Annotated in this window: 17 protein-coding genes; 4 read left to right on the top strand and 13 right to left on the bottom strand. The window is 44.8% G+C overall.

The window, feature by feature from the left end:
- The first annotated feature begins 5 nt into the window (after positions 1 to 5).
- The gene (locus ABD960_RS06895; RefSeq protein WP_345330204.1) at positions 6 to 776 is read left to right on the top strand and encodes a glycosyltransferase family 2 protein; all 771 of its coding nucleotides are present in this window, start codon (positions 6 to 8) and stop codon (positions 774 to 776) included.
- Here ABD960_RS06895 and ABD960_RS06890 read toward each other — a convergent pair.
- From ABD960_RS06890 to ABD960_RS06830, 13 genes are all read right to left on the bottom strand, one after another.
- Positions 773 to 1,987, bottom strand: coding sequence for a glycosyltransferase (locus ABD960_RS06890; protein WP_345330203.1), 1,215 nt, complete (start codon positions 1,985 to 1,987; stop codon positions 773 to 775). The genes ABD960_RS06895 and ABD960_RS06890 overlap by 4 nt on opposite strands.
- 3 nt (positions 1,988 to 1,990) lie before the next feature.
- Positions 1,991 to 3,523 carry an O-antigen ligase family protein gene (locus ABD960_RS06885; RefSeq protein ID WP_345330202.1) on the bottom strand — a complete coding sequence of 511 codons (1,533 nt, stop codon included), beginning with the start codon at positions 3,521 to 3,523 and terminating at the stop codon, positions 1,991 to 1,993.
- A gap of 9 nt (positions 3,524 to 3,532) precedes the next feature.
- Complete coding sequence (locus ABD960_RS06880) at positions 3,533 to 3,682, bottom strand: hypothetical protein (RefSeq protein ID WP_345330201.1); 150 nt, start codon at positions 3,680 to 3,682, stop codon at positions 3,533 to 3,535.
- A 1-nt stretch (position 3,683) separates the two neighbouring features.
- A complete protein-coding gene (locus ABD960_RS06875; RefSeq protein ID WP_345330200.1) occupies positions 3,684 to 4,865 on the bottom strand; it encodes a glycosyltransferase in 1,182 nt (393 codons plus the stop codon).
- Between the two features lie 11 nt (positions 4,866 to 4,876).
- Entirely contained in the window at positions 4,877 to 7,033 is a 2,157-nt protein-coding gene (locus ABD960_RS06870; RefSeq protein WP_345330199.1) for an exopolysaccharide transport family protein, read from the bottom strand.
- Positions 7,034 to 7,726, bottom strand: a complete 693-nt coding sequence (locus ABD960_RS06865) for a TolC family protein (protein WP_345330198.1) — start codon at positions 7,724 to 7,726, stop codon at positions 7,034 to 7,036.
- A 206-nt stretch (positions 7,727 to 7,932) separates the two neighbouring features.
- Complete coding sequence (locus tag ABD960_RS06860) at positions 7,933 to 8,370, bottom strand: QcrA and Rieske domain-containing protein (RefSeq protein ID WP_345330197.1); 438 nt, start codon at positions 8,368 to 8,370, stop codon at positions 7,933 to 7,935.
- 4 nt (positions 8,371 to 8,374) lie between these two features.
- The gene (locus ABD960_RS06855) at positions 8,375 to 9,319 is read right to left on the bottom strand and encodes a DUF5777 family beta-barrel protein (protein ID WP_345330196.1); all 945 of its coding nucleotides are present in this window, start codon (positions 9,317 to 9,319) and stop codon (positions 8,375 to 8,377) included.
- 3 nt (positions 9,320 to 9,322) lie between these two features.
- On the bottom strand, positions 9,323 to 9,886 hold the full coding sequence (locus tag ABD960_RS06850; protein WP_345330195.1) for a YceI family protein: 564 nt from the start codon (positions 9,884 to 9,886) through the stop codon (positions 9,323 to 9,325).
- Positions 9,887 to 9,900: 14 nt separating this feature from the next.
- Positions 9,901 to 11,097, bottom strand: coding sequence for an outer membrane beta-barrel protein (locus tag ABD960_RS06845; protein ID WP_345330194.1), 1,197 nt, complete (start codon positions 11,095 to 11,097; stop codon positions 9,901 to 9,903).
- Entirely contained in the window at positions 11,097 to 11,735 is a 639-nt protein-coding gene (locus ABD960_RS06840; RefSeq protein ID WP_345330193.1) for an RNA polymerase sigma factor, read from the bottom strand. The genes ABD960_RS06845 and ABD960_RS06840 overlap by 1 nt, the downstream gene beginning before the upstream one ends.
- A 176-nt stretch (positions 11,736 to 11,911) precedes the next feature.
- Positions 11,912 to 12,694, bottom strand: coding sequence for an NIPSNAP family protein (locus tag ABD960_RS06835; RefSeq protein WP_345330192.1), 783 nt, complete (start codon positions 12,692 to 12,694; stop codon positions 11,912 to 11,914).
- Positions 12,695 to 12,724: 30 nt separating this feature from the next.
- Entirely contained in the window at positions 12,725 to 13,015 is a 291-nt protein-coding gene (locus ABD960_RS06830; protein ID WP_345330191.1) for a YciI family protein, read from the bottom strand.
- A gap of 101 nt (positions 13,016 to 13,116) precedes the next feature.
- On the opposite strand from ABD960_RS06830, the gene ABD960_RS06825 reads away from it, so the two are divergent.
- The 3 genes from ABD960_RS06825 (at position 13,117) to ABD960_RS06815 (ending at position 15,583) form a co-directional block, all read left to right on the top strand.
- Positions 13,117 to 13,650 (top strand): RNA methyltransferase, encoded by a 534-nt coding sequence (locus tag ABD960_RS06825; RefSeq protein ID WP_345330190.1) that lies wholly within the window; start codon positions 13,117 to 13,119, stop codon positions 13,648 to 13,650.
- Entirely contained in the window at positions 13,647 to 14,306 is a 660-nt protein-coding gene (locus ABD960_RS06820; protein ID WP_345330189.1) for a YdeI/OmpD-associated family protein, read from the top strand. Before ABD960_RS06825 ends, ABD960_RS06820 begins: the two co-directional genes overlap by 4 nt.
- A 107-nt stretch (positions 14,307 to 14,413) precedes the next feature.
- Complete coding sequence (locus ABD960_RS06815) at positions 14,414 to 15,583, top strand: MFS transporter (RefSeq protein WP_345330188.1); 1,170 nt, start codon at positions 14,414 to 14,416, stop codon at positions 15,581 to 15,583.
- Positions 15,584 to 15,587: the final 4 nt, after the last annotated feature.

The following is a 15,587-nucleotide window of genomic DNA, read 5'->3' as shown; positions in this document are numbered from 1 at the left end:
CCCGTATGTTTAATACTATTACCCTGCTTGTAACGCATTATAACCGCAGCCAGTCGTTACAGCGCCTGTTGCAGGCCTTCGCCAACCAGAACATTAATTTTGGTGACATTGTAGTATCTGACGATGGCAGTCGCCCTGAGCATTTAGACCGTTTGCGTGAACTGGCCGTTACCTATAACTTCCGGCTGATCACCACGCCTAAGAACAGGGGCCTCGGTAATAACATCAATAAAGGGCAGGATGCGGTAACTACACCGTACACGCTTTATGTTCAGGAAGATTTTGACCCTTTTCCGGGTTATGCAGAGCACTTGCAGGATGCGCTGGACTTGCTGAACGAGCGCCCGGAGTTAGATATGGCGCGCTTTTACGCCTACTTTAAATACCCTTACCTAAAGCCCTTGCGCAAAGGTTTCTCGGAGATGATGTTCAGCGTGTGGAAACCCGGTTATCGTAAATTCCATGTTTATAGCGACCACCCGCACCTGCGCCGTACGTCATTTTTCAGCAAATTCGGACGTTATGCCGAAGGCATAAAGGGAGACCGTACAGAGTTTTTAATGGCGATGTCGTTCCTGAAAAATAAAGGAAAAGCGATTTTTTACGAAGATTATAAAGGTTTGTTTGACCAGGTAAACCCGGCTGACGAGCCCTCTACCATGACACGCAGCGATTTCAGGCAAAGTACTAACCCTTTTGTCGCATTTGCGCGGATGATCTATCGCAATATCAAGCACAATTACGATCTGGCTACCTTTAAAACCAAACGCGATTAACGGCGTGCTTTTACGGTGTTAATGGCCTTGTAAATTTCCTTAACATTGTTTTCCCAGGTATGGGTTGAGGCAAAGGCTACACGCTCCTGCTGCATTTCGGGCGAATCTTCGGTTAAGGCTTTTTGGATGGCGTTAACATAATCTTCTTTGGTATCGCACAAATACGTGTGCTGATCAAAAACGCTCATGGCCTCGGTGCGTGTAGCTATGGTAGGTTTACCCATGGCTAAGTATTCATCAATTTTGCGCGGATAATTACCAATGGTAACCTGGTTTACCTTTTGCGGGTTTAGGCAAACATCAAACGCGTTAATATAAGCCGGCAGCATAGCGCCCGGTTTCGAACCTAAAAAATGGATATTGGGTATATTGTGTAAGCTGCTGGCCTGAAACTCGTTATCCTCGGGCCCAACTAAAACAATGCTCCATTCGGGTTTTGTTTTAGCGATATGGGCGAGCAAATCTATATCTAACCTGATACTTTGCAGTGCACCAACATAACCGATAACCGGCTTGCCGATATTTTTTAAGTCGTCTGGAATGGGTAAACCAGCCTGATTGGTAAACATTTCCAGATCGCAACCTTGGCCTACATAAAACGAGTTGGGATTGTACTTGGCGCAATAGCTTGCCAGGTAAGTTGAGTTAGCCACACACAGGTCACTTTTTTTTATGATCAGCGGCTCAATACGTTCGCCGTGGCGTTTCCAGTAGTCAACATAAAGCATATAATCGCGCGAGTAATAAATGCTTACGTCGGGCTGTAAAAGCTCCTTCAGGTAAAAGCTTCTGAACATATCGTTATCGTTAAACAAGATAACATCCTTAAAGCCTAAACGCTTTATAGCCTTGCTGATTGACGAAGCGAAACGCTTGTTATTGATCTTGTTTAATGTATCGTAAATGAAGCTGCCCCTAACCCAGTTGATCGATTCGATCATCCTGTCGGGATAAAGGTTCCACAGGTTATCCTGCAACGTAATCAAACCATCTGCTTTGCCATTAATCACATCAATGCGCTTCTGCACTTTCGGGTCGTGCTTTTGCTTGTAAAGCGTGATACGGTCGAGCGGAGAATTAACATACAATACCCGGTTATGCTTACTGAATTCAAGCGCAAGGTTTTTGCAATTGCTGCCTATCTCAACATCCCAGGGTTGCTGGCCGACAATTACAATATCGCGGTTTTGTATGCTATCGCTGATGTTCATATATCAATATTTTACGGAAGTAGGCTCCGTAATGTTATCACCATTCCGCTTTTGCCTATCAAGCCGGTAACTTACCGTTATAAGCGCGGCGGCCAACGGGAACAACAGGTTTGACGGATACTGTACCAGTGCCTCCTGCGGAAAGTTCGCTATGTTATAGGCAAATACAACCAAGGTCATGGCCAAACAATAGGTTTTGAGCTCAGCATCTCTTATCCTGTAAAAATAATTGATACCGGTTTTTAAAATAACGAAAACCATGGTACAAAAAATAATGAGGCCCACCCAGCCCAGCTCTACAGCTGTACGAATATAACCGCTATCCGGTGGAAAATTTGCGAGGTAAGATCCGGGGGCAAACCTTTTTCCCCAGGTGCCAGTAGCGCCTAAACCGCCGCCAAACGGATGCGATTGAATGAAAGGCTGAATACGCTTTTGGTTCATTTTACGCAGATTGTACGAATCGTCGTTATTAGGCCTGAACGCCGTTTGAAAACGCATAATATTAGGGTTACTGGTGGGTATATTGATGAGTACAACCAAAAACACCGCCCCCATTATGGCAAATATTAAAACCTTTTTATTGAAGTTAAGTATAGCGAACAGCACCATGGCTGCTGGTAAAAGCACGTTAGCGCCCCGCGTGCCCGAGAAAAGCATGGATTGCAGAAACATGCAAACCATTAACCCGGCTACAATTTTTTGCCAGAGTTTGAACTTACCTGCCATTACACAAATGCAAATTATACTTGGCATTACCATATTGTAAGCAAAAGCCACCGGATCTGAAAATATGGAGAACTTGCGCCAGTGCCCGCCAATGAATAGTAACGATGCTATTTCAGGGTCAGAGTGCAGGTAGGCGTCCTCTGCCGCCGAAAAACCGATATACTCTTGCTTGTAGGCATACAAGGCACCAATTAATGCCAGCAGCAGCCAAACCTTAATGGCTATACGCAGCATGCCTATGGTACGGATATTATAAACAAATACAAAATAGCTGAACAACACTATCGCGACCGTGCGTATGGTATAAACCCAAGCCAGGCGCGACTCGGCAAAAGGGTTGACAAATTGCAATACATTATAACCTATCCAAATTAACACCACGGTACTTACCGGCCCGCGCAACAATTCCCAGTTATCCTCACGCTTTAAGCGTACCAGTGTACTGATCATCAAGATCACCTGCAGCGCATCCATTAGTATACCAACCGGGCCCGACACGCCTATACGCATCAACATAAACAGCATAAAGGCCATCACTACCACCACTACTATACCGAAGTTTATAGAGGCAATAATGCCGGCCATTACCCAGGTGGCAATAATGGCACCGAAAACGAGCACGCTAAAAACAATACCGAATTTGGCCACACCTGCGCCGAAAGCCAGCGCTAACAGCGCAAGCAGGATAATGCCGCCGCGATTGTTAAGCTTATCAATAAATAAGGTTTTCTTTACCGCGGCAAAAAAACCACGGCCTGTATTGCCGGCGCGAACGGTGTTATTTATTTCGAGCTGAATTCGGTCCAAAGCTTATCGTTAAAAAAAAACAATCTTAAAAATCAACGCGTAAGTACTCACGGCTGCTAACGCAATGGCCACTACACGCGCAATACGGTTTACCTTGCGCTGGTAGCGGCGTTTAAAGCGGTCGCTGTGTACTATTTCTTCAGCCGGATCAATACGCATATTATCGCTCTCCTGTAGTTTCGTTTTCGCCGGTATGATAATGCTGTGTAGCCACCGAGTGCTGGTTGGCTTTACGCGCCTTGGTTAGCGATAATACCTGGTAAAAAATAAACTTAGGGATATTGATCAACGACTGATAAATGCGCTTATCCGTAGGTGATTTGGCCAGGGCGATATAAAAACCTAATACAAACAAAATAAATGCAACCAACCAGGTAAATGCCACAGTGATGCTGACGAACAGGTTGATAAACATAAACAGCCCACCAAGCAGCAGGAAAATAAACAGCGGCGGCCTTAACAATATTAACCCGAATAATAGCTGATTGCGGCTGGCGTTGCCTATGCCCTTACCGATCATCGTAAAACCAAAACCAAAATATTTAAACCATGTATTGATCCAGCGGGAACGTTGTTTTACCAACTGATCTGACCGGGTGGTTTTTTCATCATAAACTATCGCGCTTTCGGTAAAGGCGATGCGCAGGTTGCGGCCCACAATTTCGGCCTGTAAAACCTTGTCGAAACCGGCGCCCGAAATTTCCTTCCGCTCCAAGCAATCGCGGTATAACTGCGTGGTAAATGCCATGCCCGATCCGGCCAGCGTGGCTGACGATCCCAGGTTAAACAATAATTTACCATCATAATAATGGTAATAAATATCGCGGGCTGCATCTAAACGGGCGTAGGTGGTATCCAGGTTTTTTGCTTCGCGGACACCCTGTACAGCCAAAAATCCGGCATCAAACATCTTATTTAATTCATTAAGATATGACGGGTGTACCAGGTTATCGCTATCAATAATAGTTACCCTGTCGTGCTCACGACGAAAATTATTGATGGCGTAAAAATGCGATTTGATATTATTGGCAAGCGTTTCGGGCGGACGTAATATAACAACGCGCTCATCATCAAAATACAGGTTGCTGATATCACATTTATCGGCCACTACATATACCAGGTAGTTGCTGTAATTAATCCGCAATATAGAATTTACCACCGCGGGTAATGATGATGTTTGCTCGTAAGCGGTTACAATAACGGCGTAATCAGCCTCGTTTATTGACGAAGGATACAACTTTTTGCGTGATGTTAACGAACATAAGTACAGAATGAACGGCAACACCAGGTTATAACCTATTAAAACCTGAATAATAATCCAAAGTATATTTACAACCGCCATAAATTATATTGTTACGCTATACCTTCAGCTACGTCAACATTGGTTACCTTGTTAAGCACCCAACCCATAAATTTGTTTCTTACGGATTTTAGATATTGAATGTTTGGTTTTTGTGCTTCAGTTAAATTCTGGCCTGCCTCAAATACTGTCAGCATCTTGTCGGCAACGCTAACCCATTCCTTTGAGCGGTTCAATGTATCAAGCGCCGAAGCTTCAATTACAATCAGGTCGAAGTTATTTTTCAAGGCTTCAAGTTTTTGCTTGACCTCTTGCTCCGGCGCCACCTCAAACAGCGAAACGTCTCCGCCGCGGTTACCCCACACGGTAAGCATACCGGTACTATCGGCTGAAAGATTGGCTTTTCCGGTTAAGTAATCTTCAAGATATAACGCAGGTTTTGTGGCCTTGGTAATGCCTGAATCCTCAAAATTACCATCAACCAATAACACGCGCTTATTAATTACCGCTTGCGAATAAGCCAGGCTAACCGCCACTACGGTTTTACCCTCATTGGCCTTAAAGCTGTTCACCAGTAGTATCTTTTCGCCCTGCATGTCATTGTCTATCTCGTAACGTAACGAGCGCAACAGATTTTTAAAGGTGCGGATACTCTTATCCGGATCATTGCTTTCCCAAATTTTACGGAAATCAATCACCTTGTTATCCAGCAGGTTTAAATATCCTAATACCGGTATCTTGGTACGGTTAGCCAGCTCTTTGGCGGTTTTTACAGTATTATCTAAGAAGAAGATAGCAAACAACACCACTACGCATACCGCAAACGAGCCTACCCCGGCCAGTATAACCAGCAACATTTTTTTAGATGGCTGCGCAACGCCGGGCATGGCGGCTACTACCTGCCGTAACGTTACAGACATGCTGGCCTCCATGCTTACCTGATTGTATTTAGCCAGCAACGTCAGGTATTCTTCCTGCGCTATATCAATTGCCTTTTCGTACGAACCAATAACCGCCTCGTGCGGCACCAGGTTATCAAAACGGCGGTTTAAACGCCCGAGTTCCTTATCAATTGAGCCCTTGCTGTTTTTGGCTACCACGTTTGCGGTTTGCAGCGTTTGCTTGGTATTTACCAATTCCTGTTTGGATGACAGCGGGTTAAGTATATACTTATCAGATGACTGACGAATTTTAGAGGCAATTACATTGGTCAGCGAGTCAACCCTGCCCTTATATGCCGGGTCAAAATTATTTTCAATATAAGCGTTATTGGCGGCGTTCAGCTGCTTGTCAAGCTCGGTTATCTGCGCGTTAACACGGGTCATGGAGCTTTCAACATACTGGCGGTCAGCCGGGTCAAAACTTTGGTCTATCCGCCTGATAGCCGCGCGGGTTGACGCTACATCCTTTTCGTTCTCCTGGCGGCGGGTTTCGTAATCAGCAAGCTGGCCATATAAACTACGAGCCTGTTCGGTAAGGCTAAACACCCGGTTACGTATCTTGTATTGCTTGAGCGAATCATTAAGCCCACGCAGCGAATCCTGCTTATCCTGCAGTAATTTACCCAGGAAAGTGGCCGCTTTACGCTGGTTCTCCTTTACAATAAAAGTATAGTAGTTGATAAATTCCTTACAAAGGGTATTCACCACAAAAGCCGTAAGCTCCGGATTTTCGGCATCAAACTGAATGTTGATAAAATCGCTGTTTTCCAGGCGGTAAATGCTTAGTGTTTTAAGTAACGATTGATCATCATACCGCATGGATTCGATCACTTTATTCAAGCCGTTCTGATCGCGATCAAACAGGGAAAGGCTTTGTCGTTTTTCATAAAGATCACGATATACCTGTACCGCGTGTTTACGCGCGTCGGGGTTCAGGTCTTCCAGCAATTCGCTGGGTTTACGGAACGGCCTATTACTCGTTAGATCGTGCAATATCAACTGGTACGATACCTGGTCGAGTATTTTGGTTGAACGCATCATCTGCACCAGGTTACTGAATTCCTGGCTTATTTTCGATTCCTGTGGTTGCTCGGTACTTAAAACCTGTTGTGTAGGGTCAACAATACCGGTTGCCAGTTGCGAGGTTGACGTATAAACATCGGGCTGGTTGCGTACTAAAAAATAAGTTATAACCACTGCAATAACAGGTACGGCTATAAGGGTGTATTTATGCCTAAGCAGTAGTTTAATAAATTTACCGAATTCCATTTATTTTATGTTTTCCAGCTTTTCTCCTAACATTTCTTCCAGATCCGATTTCGAGATGAATACGTTGGCTTCTGACTCTATTTTTTGTGTACGCCGCTGGGTAAGCTGTACCTGCGCGGTATTGAAAGTTTCAAACGTAGCCTCGCCTTTTTTATAGCGGTACTCAATATCCTTTATTCCGTTCTCTGATTCCTGCCAGGCGCGTGTTTGCGTTTTTAACTGCCCCACACGTTGTATGTACAAGTAATACCGGCGTTTAACTTCGGCAGCCAGTGTTAGCTGATACTCGTCGCGCTCGCTTTCCGCAACGCGGCGTTCAGCCTTCGCCCGTTTAATATTCATCGGCGTGCGCAGTATGGTGCCTAAATTGATGAACACGCCAAGCTGTAAGCCCTGAAAAAAACGCGTACCCGGGTTTGATGGGTCAACAACCGTAACGTTTTCGGGCTGATAAATGTAGGACAGGCTTAACGCGTCAAATATAGATACCGATGCTATGGACACGTTAGCTTTGGCAACATCAACCCGGCTTTGAAAACTTTTTACCCGCGGGTAGTTTTGCCTGGCAACATTTACCAGTTTGTCAACATAAACTTCGGAAATATCCTGTACTATACTCTCCTGCGCATTAGCCGATTGTTTATGCAAAACCAAAAACAGAAGAATAAATACTGATAGTACCTGTATTTTCATTAAACGAATTTTAAGAGTAATTTATCGGCAATATATACCTTAGCGGGTAAATATCGCTGAAAAATACAACAAAGTTGTAATCGGGCTTTTTCAGTTCTTATATACGTTTAATTTCAATTTTGGTTTGGCTTAATGCACTGTATAAAGCAAAAAGCCTGTACCTAAAGTAGGTACAGGCCGTACAGCTCAAAACTTATCAGAATAACTTATGCCGATACGGTTAATGTACTGCCGTTAACCGCAACATTGTACTCCTTAAGCGCCGTGGTTGCAGGGCCAACCAACACCGCGCCCGAGGTACTGAACTGGCTGCCATGGTTAGGACAAATAAAACGGCCCTGCGCGTTGTTATAGTTAATAGCTGTACCCTGATGCGTACACGCTACCTGCACCGCCGTAAACGAGTTCGCCGAGTTACCGGCCGCTGTACGTACCACTATTACACCGTTTGATACTTTTGACTGCCCTACCGCTGTAAGCTCGTTTGCAAGATTAACGGTAAACAAATCGCCGTTGTTATTATTGTCGTCATCATCCGGCGTAGGATCATTGCTTTTTGAGCTGCCGCAAGCGGCAACGCCACAACCTACACAAACCGCGGCAAAGCCGATGCCCAATTTTGATAAAAATTCTTTTCTTTCCATTGCGTTAATAATTTGATTGTTTTTTGTTTTTATTATGTTTTGGCCCGAGGTCAAACATGCGCGAGATGGTGAAACCCAGGCGGTATTGGCCTTTATCCCAGCTCGATTGCGTATCACTTAAAAAGTTCATTTCGGAGATTGCCTTGGAGTTTGAGAAATTGAGCGTGAATACGTGCCCGCCTGTTTCAACCTCGATGCCTACGCCCAGCGGATCATAGAATTTTGGATTGGTGCTATTGTTACGGAATGACGAGAACGGATGTGCGTAATCAACCACCAGCCCGAAGCGTTTAGTTATTTTATAGCGTGCGGCCGCGCTTATGGCGATGTAATCCTTCTCGTTACCATCAATAAAAGGGAAAGGCAGGTTATTACGCACAAACGTTGGCGATACCAGCACCGAGAGTTTTGACGAGAACTTACGCGCAATGATAGCCTGCGCCATGTAATTGATGCGGTTGGTATAGTCATCAAAAACATCGGTATTTACACTATAGGGTTTAAGGCCCATTTTGCCGGCCAAGGCTAAGGAGAACGGCATACTACCATCCGCCTTTTGATGCAGAACGGCATATTTAAAACCCGCCTCAATCAGCTGCTCGTACTTGCTGCGGCCAAATTGCAGGTCGAGGTTATCGGTAAGGCCGTACTCAAAACCAATAAATATATCGCTCGAGTTATCCAGGCCGAACAAGGTAGAGCCGCCGCCTTCGCTCCCGGCGATGTCGCCAAAGCGATGGGTAACTAAAAAGTTAAGGTTATGCTTTTTAACCGTCTCAGTGGTTTGCGAAAAAATTAACCGGGTGGCCTTAAAGCTGGCAATAACATCCTCAGGTTTATCCTCGGCGGTTAATGATGACATTAACGCATCTGCTGACGACGTATCCGTTTGCGCCCGCAGTGTTTGGCCCGCAAGCAGCAGAACCAGTGCAATACATACTTTCTTCATGATTTATTTTGTGGGGTTTTTGTTGTATGCGGTATAATTGGCCGTAACGGTAATCTTAAGCGTTTCAGCTATTTTTTGAAAAACCAGCTTGGGTATCTCAATTTTATGGTCGGCGCATTTCACCATAAACTCCGAGGTCATGGTCAACTTACCGTTGTTTACATTGATTTTGCCTTTAATGGTACGTTGCTGTTTTACACCGTGCGCTTCAAGCACGCCGGTAGCGGTTACCGGGTAGCTGCCGTTAACGGTTACATCAGGTTTCTCGGTTATCTTGCCTTTAAAAGATGCCTGCGGATATTTATCGCTTTCCATATAATTCTCATTAAAATGCTCCTGCATTAATGATTTCTGGAATTTGAACGAGCGTATGGCTACGTTAAAGGCTAACTCACCGGTTGACGCGTTGTAAACTGATTTGCCATCGGTAGAGTTGCCTTCGATGTCTTCCATCGGCGCATCTGAATACAGTGTAATAGCTGCATTTTTGCTAACATAAAGCGCAGGGGGTGCCTGCTGACCAAGCAAACTGCTTGTCAGGGCAAGTAAAATCAATAAATGTTTCATGTTTTTTTAGTTTGTCATGGGCTCAAGTTCCACGTTAATCCGGCGGCTATACCCAAACTCCGTAACCGTACCTCACTATATCCTATGTTGGTTAGCGGCACTTTCATAAAAGGTTGTATCGCGACACCAACCTTATTATTTAACTGCCTGTGGTACGTGGCCTGCAGGTTAAGCACACCCAGAATATGTTGATTTTGATTTGATACACTGTATGATGCTGGCCCGGTGTAGTTTCCAGGGTATGTAAAGCTGTACTTCTCGTTCAGCATAAACCATGATGACAGGCCCACGCCAAAACTCATGCTGTTTCGCTTTTTTGAGTATACCATGTAATCTATATTAAGCGGTATATCAAGCACCCTGCAATCAGCCATTACCCTGGTTGGGTTAACTTCAAACCGGTAGGCTGTACGGTAATTACTAAAGTTGGTAGCGTAAGGCTTATATGCATACGCTGCACCTGTAGTTACGGTTAACCTGCTGCCTAACCTCATGCTTAACAAAACGCCCGCGTTAAGCCCCATTTTACCCTCGCCAAATGAGCCTATGCCGTTAACATCCGGCGCGGCTAACACGCTCACCGCGAATACCGGCTTTCTGGCAACTCTCTCCGGCTTGGCTATACTGTTCTTCTTTTCTTCACGCCCGGTTATTGCAGTATCCGTATTATTAGCTGCTACCACGCCCTCCTGTGCTGTGGTATCAACACCCTCAATAACCGACCGCTGACTGTTGTTTGAAGCAATTTGGTCAATATTTTGAGGCGCCGAAGCGGTATCGCCCGATTTAACCGTTCCGGCCATTTGCTTAAATGGAGTGGCAGCCGGATAAGAACTCTTCCTACGGTGTTGTGTTCCTGCTGCAGTCCCCCCACGTACAGACAATCCGGCTACGCTATCTCCATTAAGCTCAACCAAGGGCGCTTCGCTTTTCTCTCGTTCATCCTGCATCGGCTTGTTAATTTTCACCCTGGCTGTATTTTGTTTTTCGTTCTTGTTTTTATCCGGCATTAGCCACCACATGCAGAAAGCAATCAGCAGCATAGCCGCAATGCCGCCGGCAACACGCATCCACATAACAAGTGGTTTGCGCTGCCTGTCCAGCATTTCTTCCATCTGGCCCCAGTCGTCCTCACGAAAGTTAACTTCGTCAGGTTCCTGCATGGCCTTATGGAAAAACTCATCCAATTTTTTATCTCTCTCCTGATCCATTACCGTAAAAAATTGTTGAGTATAAAGTTCGTATTCATATGTATACCGGTTATGGCCACCACCGGTGTATAATCCGCCCCGGCGCCGTAGCGTCCTGTATCACGCCTATCCGCCTCATGTATCATCAGCTTTAATTTCTGCCTTGCTTTATGCAGGTTTGACTTTGATGCGCCAACGCTGACCTGTAACATATCGGCAATCTCTTCATGCGTGTAACCTTCAATAGCAAATAAATTAAACACCAGGCGATAAGCACGCGGCAAACGCTGTATCATACTCAGTAAATCGTTATAGTTTAAACGCTTATCGGCTAAATCAACATCACGCACATGCTCTGCCTTTTCCAGGTCATCAATAGCTACCGTGCGCGCTGCAGCCCGGTAATTATCAATAGCCGTATTCGTCATGATTTTACCCAGCCAAATTTTAAAAGGCCGGTTACCATCGTATTTACTCAGGTATTTAAATACCTTAAAAAAACCCTGGTTCATGATTCCTGCGGCTTCATCCCTGTCATTAGCATAGCGCAGGCAAATAGCCATCGAGTAACTGTAAAACTTTTTGTACAGTTCCTTTTGGCATTGCCGGTTTTGCCGGATGCATCCTTCAATAAGCTCCTTTAAGTCTTTTTCTGCCATAGATCGGGTGGGGGCCGGTCCTGTTTTATTACTTTAAATATAGCCTGTAATTTGCCGGGGCAAATATAACACGCCGTTTACTTTCACTTATTTATAAGTAATTACGCCACAGCTGAAGCAAGGGTTGCCTGCTGACAGAAAAATTTTTATTTATTTTTATCTATTACATCAACACCCTAAAAATCAGAGTATTCCAATGGCCTTAAAAATATCGTTTCGTTGCGCGACACGTTATTTTTATACTCATCCTTGCCTGAAAGCGCCTTCCAGATAGGATCTGTACCAAAAGCATCCCAATGTTTATCGCGATCCTGTTTGTTGTTAAAGGCCGTCATGTACATCAGGTTAGGCATCCGCGCGCCCGATAATACCTGCGAGTAGAATACCGCGTTAAAGTTTAAGCGCTTAAACAGGCCTATCTCATCGCCAATATTAAACATGTCAACCTTGTTTTGATGATATCTCTCAGTAGCGCTCTCATAACTACGCAGCTCATAAATACGTTCTGCCTTCGGCGATTTTAGCGAGGGTACCTCCGCGTTAGGCATTCCCGCAAAGGCTTTAAGTAGTATATTTTCGATGCGGATATACGGGGCGGCATTGTAAGGCGCATTAAGGTAAGCAGCGCCATCAGCCAGGTAACGCTGATCGGCAGATAGTTCATGCTCGAGTTCTTCCAGCTTGTTCAATCCTTTCATCGGGATAAACACATAAATACGCTTGTAGGTAGTATCGGCAGATAACGTGGCAAACACCCCAACTTTTTTAACGCCGTGGCGGTGCAATGCCGGTACGTACGCCTGCTGCAAATAAGTATTCAACTGATTAAACTGTGCTTCGGTTTTGTAATGATATACCTTAAGTTGGTAGTAGCTGCCATCTTTAGCGGCTGCGATAACAGCCGCAACCATTATCAACATCAAGGTAAAAACGTACTTAAGCTTGTTAAACGAGATCATAATTTATTAAATTGGTGTGTTTAATTATAGTTATACGTCGGCCACTTTAAATGGCCTCACTTCTACCCTGTCCCAAACCTTACCGGTAACGTAGGGGTCGTTTTGTTTCCACTGCTCCAGTTGCTCTTCATCCTCGAACTGCACGATCATGGTAGAACCGATCATATCTCCGTCACTATTAAGCATAGCGCCGCCCAATACAAAATTACCCGATGCTTTTAACCTTTTCACGCCTTCCAGATGGCTTGGCCTTGCATTTAAACGCCGTTGCAGTGCATCGGCATCGGTGTGGTCAAATGCGGTTATAAGATACTGGATCATGGCAAATATTTTTGCGCAATGTAGGCATGTTTAGCCTGATGTGCAAGTGAGCCGCATCTGATAGATTATTGTTTATACTGACTGATTTGATAACTTTGGCCATGCGTAAATTAAAGCTTGATGAGCTAAACCGGGCCACCGTTGATGAGTTTAAAGAACAGGAAAAGCTACCCATAGCTGTATTGCTTGATAATGTGCGCAGTATGCATAATATCGGTTCTATATTTCGCACGTCTGATGGCTTCGCGGTAAAAAAGGTGGTATTGTGTGGAATAACTGCCTGCCCGCCCCACCGCGAGATAGAAAAGACCGCCCTTGGCGCCACCACGTCAATGGAATGGGAATATTATCAAACACCGCTTGAAGCCGTTGAAAAACTGCGCAGCGAAGGTTATAAAATAATAGCTATTGAACAGGCCGAAAACAGCCTGATGCTGGATACCTACCAACCTGCCCCAAATGAAAAGTATGCCCTCATATTCGGCAACGAAGTAAATGGTGTTAGCGATGAAGTAATGCAGGTGATTGATGCTTGTATTGAGATACCGCAGTTTGGCACCAAGCATTCATTCAACATTGTGGTATCGGCCGGCATTGTTTTGTGGGATTTTTTCAGCAAGCTCAACAAAAGATGATCAGCGCATTAGCTAAAAAACTACAGATGAAAGCCGGCCAGCGCTGGGTGTTGCTTAATGCGCCGGATGGTTATCTTACACTTTTGGAGGGTAACAATGAGATCATGATTAACTATGGATTGAATGAAAGCTTCGACGGCATTCAATTATTTGTTAAGAGCAATGCTGAATTGGCACGTGATATCGGCATCTTATCTCAAAAACTACAACCACAAACAACACTATGGATTATATACCCAAAGAAAACCAGCAATATCAGCACCGATCTGGAAATGATGGGCAGTTGGGATATAATGGCCAACTTTGGTTTACGGCCGGTAAGCTCCGCGGCGATTGACAAAACCTGGACTGCCCTAAGATTTAAACCGGAATCTTTAGTGAACAAATCAGCCTCCAGAAACGGAGCCATTCCACAAAACTATTACGCGCAGTACATCAATCCTGAGAAAAGATTAGTAACACTGCCCTTGGATGTACAGCAAACATTAAATGCACATCCTGCAGCTATAGAATACTTTAACAAATTAGCGTATACGCACAAAAAAGAATATGTAGTTTGGATAGTAAGCGCCAAACAAGAAAAAACGAGGAACGCCCGCATTATCAAAATGCTGCAAATGCTGCTCGATAATAAAAAGCATCCCGGAGATAAATAACAGGATAAAATCACTGTTCATCGTTTTGTAATATTATAAAAGCAACGAGTTAGTGTATTATTTACACCAATTAAAATTGTAATTTTGCATTATATTTTGGATTGGAGATGAACGATATAGCCATAACAGTTAACGCCCCGGTAAAAAGTGTGTCGCGCCTTGCGCACAGGGTTGCAGTAAGCGCGTTATTTTTTACGCAAGGTTTATGTTTTGCCAGTTGGGCCTCACGTATACCTACATTTCAGCAAAAGTTCCATCTCAATGAAGCCGAAGTTGGCGGGTTGCTTTTAGCACTACCGGCAGGTTTGATGGTAGCCCTACCCTTTTCAGGCTGGTTCACCGCAAAGTTTGGCAGCCGTAAAATAGTACTGGCAGCTACGGTAGTATACGCTTTAACGCTGGTTGTTATAGGCCTTTCGCCATCGGTATATGCGTTGTTGGGCGGCCTGTTTGCGTTCGGTTTTAGCGGCAATATGGTAAACATCGCGGTAAATACACAGGCTGTACAGGTTGAAGCCATGTACCGTAAACCAATAATGGCCTCATTCCATGGATTATGGAGCCTGGCGGGTTTTACCGGTGCATCCATCGGTACCATGATGATAGGTTTTGGGTTGATCCCATTTTGGCACTATGTAATCATTACATCCGCGGCGTTGCTGATAGCGGCTATCAGCTCGGGCTTTGTTATTAAAGATGAGGGCACGGTAGCAGTTGATCAGCCTGTATTTGCCAAACCCGATAAAGCGTTGATGCTACTGGGTGTCATAGCGTTCTCAGGCCTTATGTGCGAAGGTGCCATGGTTGATTGGGGCGGCATCTACTTTAAAGAAATTGTACACGCCGAAAAAGCCTGGATTGGTGCTGGGTATACGGCTTATATGTGTACTATGGCCGGTGGCCGTTTTGTAGCCGATTGGTTTACCGCACGTTTCGGCATGAAAACCATGCTGCAAATAAGCGGAAGCTTGATAGCTGCAGGATTATTGCTTTCAGTTATATTTCCTCACTTATACACCGCCATAGCGGGTTTCTTTATTGTCGGTTTCGGGGTATCATCCATCATACCACTTGTGTACGGCGAGGCAGGTAAATCAACCACTATGTCGGCCGGAGTAGCGTTAGCGGCGGTATCAACCGTGGGTTTCTTAGGATTTTTATTAGGGCCGCCAATTATTGGTTTTGCTGCCGCGGCAACAAATCTCCGGGTATCATATACTATTATAGCCGTGATGGGTTTGACGGTTACGCTGTTATCATCAAGGTTGAAACAATAAAAGC

The sequence above is a fragment of the Mucilaginibacter defluvii genome (assembly GCF_039543225.1).
Lineage (GTDB): Bacteria > Bacteroidota > Bacteroidia > Sphingobacteriales > Sphingobacteriaceae > Mucilaginibacter > Mucilaginibacter defluvii.
This window is presented reverse-complemented; position numbering and strand designations above follow the sequence as displayed.